Source organism: Paenibacillus darwinianus (assembly GCF_000598065.1).
In the GTDB taxonomy this organism is placed as follows: domain Bacteria; phylum Bacillota; class Bacilli; order Paenibacillales; family Paenibacillaceae; genus Paenibacillus_I; species Paenibacillus_I darwinianus.
Map to the genome: position 1 here is coordinate 21,509 of NZ_KK082127.1, position 3,423 is coordinate 24,931.

General features: G+C 55.4%; 5 protein-coding genes and 1 pseudogene. 2 read left to right on the forward strand and 4 right to left on the reverse strand.

What is annotated here, in order from left to right; translation table 11 throughout:
- The 3 genes from BG52_RS15830 to BG52_RS01310 form a co-directional block, all read right to left on the reverse strand.
- Positions 1-255 (reverse strand): hypothetical protein (locus BG52_RS15830; protein WP_036579526.1); only part of this gene is annotated, 255 nt, incomplete at its 3' end.
- A 10-nt stretch (positions 256-265) separates the two neighbouring features.
- Positions 266-844 (reverse strand): response regulator, encoded by a 579-nt coding sequence (locus BG52_RS15060; protein WP_081793477.1) that lies wholly within the window; start codon positions 842-844, stop codon positions 266-268.
- A gap of 174 nt (positions 845-1,018) precedes the next feature.
- Positions 1,019-1,744, reverse strand: coding sequence for a phosphonate ABC transporter ATP-binding protein (locus BG52_RS01310; RefSeq protein ID WP_036579530.1), 726 nt, complete (start codon positions 1,742-1,744; stop codon positions 1,019-1,021).
- 150 nt (positions 1,745-1,894) lie between these two features.
- Between BG52_RS01310 and BG52_RS01315 the strand changes: the two genes are divergently transcribed.
- Both BG52_RS01315 and BG52_RS01320 read left to right on the forward strand, forming a co-directional pair.
- Positions 1,895-2,116, forward strand: coding sequence for a hypothetical protein (locus tag BG52_RS01315; protein ID WP_051587712.1), 222 nt, complete (start codon positions 1,895-1,897; stop codon positions 2,114-2,116).
- A 253-nt stretch (positions 2,117-2,369) separates the two neighbouring features.
- Positions 2,370-3,119: an HAD family hydrolase gene (locus tag BG52_RS01320; RefSeq protein WP_036579534.1), complete on the forward strand. Its 750-nt coding sequence runs from the start codon at positions 2,370-2,372 to the stop codon at positions 3,117-3,119.
- A gap of 55 nt (positions 3,120-3,174) precedes the next feature.
- On the opposite strand, the pseudogene BG52_RS01325 reads toward BG52_RS01320, so the two are convergent.
- A pseudogene (locus tag BG52_RS01325) lies at positions 3,175-3,423 on the reverse strand (DNA topoisomerase III); the annotation flags it as partial.

Below are 3,423 nucleotides of genomic sequence, written 5' to 3' on the forward strand. Positions count from 1 at the left end.
GGCAGCCGTCAGCCATGCCGCAGCGTGTCGGAGAACCCCGGCTCCGACACCGCGCGGCGCCTCCTCCCGCAGGGTCGCCCAGTTGACCGCCGCGATCAGCGCCAAATACGTCCCCGCGATCAGCGCGCCAACGAATTTGTCCGCCCCGACAGAAGGGGTCATCAACCCATACAGCAGCACGATGGTGCCGCCCAACACATATGGAAACACCAAACCGAGCGCGGCATGCGCCGTTATGCCGATCCACTTTTTCATCCGATGGCTCCTACTCCGTAACGTTGACTTCCAGGCTGCGTTCACGCTCATTCAGCTGACGAAGGACGTAATCCCGCAGCTTCTCAATGTCGAACGGCTTTGTGAAAAATTGCCGGACACCGAGCTTACGCGCCGCTTCAATCTTCTCCGAATCGCCGTATGCCGATATCATAACCGCCTCAACGTGCTCACTCATCGTCCGAATGACACGCAGCGCGGCGATACCGTCCATATCGGGCATTTTCAAATCAAGCAGAACAAAATCGACGGGCTCGCTGCGGAACGTTTCAATCGCCGCACGGCCGTTGGACGCTTCGTGCACGATCAAGCCCGCGGCTTGAAAAAGCTCCGCAAGCAGCATCCGGATTGCCGGCTGATCGTCGACGATCAGAATGTGCCGCGGTCCTTCACTGTCGCATACCGGTCTCGACACGGGGGCAGCAGGCTGCTTTGTCCGTGCCGGCTCGTCCGCTGCACCGTTCGTCCGTTCGCCTGAGTCGGCGTCTTTGCGGCGTTTAAACAAAAATGCGGCAATGCCTGCAATAACTATAACGATTACAATAGCCGGAATGACGAGTTTGTCGCTCATGCTGCCTCTCCTCATTCGTAAGGGTTTTAATTGTTTTCGACGAACCGTGCCCGTACCCCTTCCGGCAGTACAAAAAAGATGCGGAAAACCGAAGGTCAATCATTCACGAGCATCGGACCCAATGGTCATTGTATGCGATTGTTCGTCCGACCTTCCAACGAATCATGCCGCCGTTTACAGCAGCATTCTTTCACGTTGCGTCAGCCTGCGACCCGTAATATCGAACACAAGCTCGCCTTCGTTCAGACCGAGGATACGGTCCGCGAACCGCTCCGCCCAATCGTTCTGCGACAGCACGAGGATCATCGTTACGCCCTGCGTATGGCATACGTTGCGCAAGTCGTTTAAAATCGCCTCGGCGGCGTGCGGATCAAGTCCCGTCACCGGCTCGTCCGCCAGAATGACCCTGGCTCCGTGAACAAGCGCGCGCGCGACCGCCACGCGCTGACGTTCGCCTCCGCTTAGCGTCGACGACTTGGCGTGAGCCTTATCGAGCAGACCGACCTTCTCCAGCATGTCCATAGCGCCCATATAATCGTCATTCCGAACCATTCCCGTAAGCATCCGCCACCATGGCGTTTGGTAGCGGGTGCCGACCAACGTGTTCTTGAGCGCGGTACGGTTCGGATTCAGCGCCGGTTTCTCTTCCAGATAAGCGAATTCCCGCCATAGCTTCAGCTTGGCCGTATATCCCTTGCGGAAAATGTCTGTGCCATCCACCCAAAGCGAACCGCCGCTCCAGGACTCGCGCAGCCCCAGACAGCGAAGCAGCATCGACTTGCCGCTGCCGCTCGCGCCCATCACGGCAATGAGCTCTCCGCGGCCGGATTGAAACGTAATATCGTTCAACACGGTCGGTCCGTTCGGAATCTTCTTCATTAAATGCATAACTTTGATCATAAGGTACGCTCCCTCTTCTATCAATGCCTCTAAAAAAATAGTTTAAGCCATACAAAAAACACTTTCCACACGAACAAACGTTTGGTATGATGGTAATAGGAACAAATGTTCCGAAATTGTGGATTTTATACCCTTTCGGAGGTGGATGACATGCGGAGTTGTGAGCATTACAGATTTATCGAAAGGCACCGGCCATTCCGGGATTTGACGTTTAAGTTTTATTCGGACGGAGCGTTAACCATTATCGACAACCTAGCTGAAGCCGTCGTCTCCCCGAAAGAGCTGAAGGGCGAGAGCCTCGATTTCTACGTTCGGCAGCGCATCGCCTACATCAAAGCGGATCTGGCCGACAAGCGGCAGAAATACGCATAGACGCAAAGAAAGGGATCGGTTTCGATCCCTTGTACATGGTTCCGTGAGCCGGTTACCCGATCAAGGAAGCTGCTTTTCGATTCCGTTCAGTTCAGGCGGGCGATCGGCGGCTTTTTCCGGTTGAACCGTTCTCGCCTCATTATGCGGATAAACCGTGCCCCTTATGCAATTTGACGGATCGTGCTCGATGCGGTAGATTGGTTAACAAGACGTCAGCGTACCAGCTTTGATTGGGGTAACCGAAGGAGCTTATATGAAACAAACGATATTATTCGATCTGGATGACACGCTTGTCCATTGTAACAAGTATTTCAATTTGGTCATTAACCAGTTCGCCAATCTGATGACCGACTGGTTCCGGGATTACGGGCTGACGGCGCAGGACGTTCAAGGCAAACAAACCGAAATCGATATCGCCGGCGTCCAGGTTCTCGGCTTCAAGAGCGAGCATTTCCCCCAGTCGTTCATCGAAACGTACCGGCATTTCTCGAACGTTCTCGGGCGTGCGGCGTCGGCCGTCGAAGAGGATACGTTGTGGAAGCTGGGGCTCAGCGTGTATGAGCTGGAGACGGAGCCTTACCCGTTCATGGAGGAAACGTTGGACCGCCTTGCAGGCGACGGCCACGAGCTCCACCTCTATACGGGCGGCGAACCGCTCATCCAACGGCGCAAAATCGAACGTTTCTCGCTTGAGCGCTATTTCGGCAACCGGATTTACGTCCGGCGGCATAAGAATATTGAAGCGTTGGAAAATATTGTACAGACAGGCGACTTCGACCGCAGACGGACATGGATGATCGGCAATTCGATCCGAACGGACATCGTGCCTGCTTTGACCGCAGGCATTCATGCGATTCATATGAAGGCGGATTCGGAATGGCTGTACAACATCGTCGGCATCGACGTCCAGCCGAAAGGCGTATTTCTATCCCTAGGCCGTCTGCCCGACATCCCGCCTGCCATCGAAGGCCATATCCGCCGGACGGAAGAAGAAGTCGGATAACAGCCGCAAAAGGCTTGTCCCTTGGTCTTCAAGGGCAAGCCTTTTTTATCGCTCGCTACACATCCATAACCGTCTCCAGCCGCCCCGTTCCCGGATCGGCAAGCGTCAGCTTGCCTTTGACGGAGCTGCCGTCGCTGCGCTTGAAGGTCAGCTTGTTCGTCGCGCCCTTCTCCGCGAGCGCGACGGCCATCGTCAACGTGACCGTTTTATCCGGATAGTTTTTCCAGATCACAAACGTACAGCCCTCCCTGAACCGCGAGCAGCCGAAGCCGCGTTTCCCTTCGATCATCCGCCCGCCGCAGCC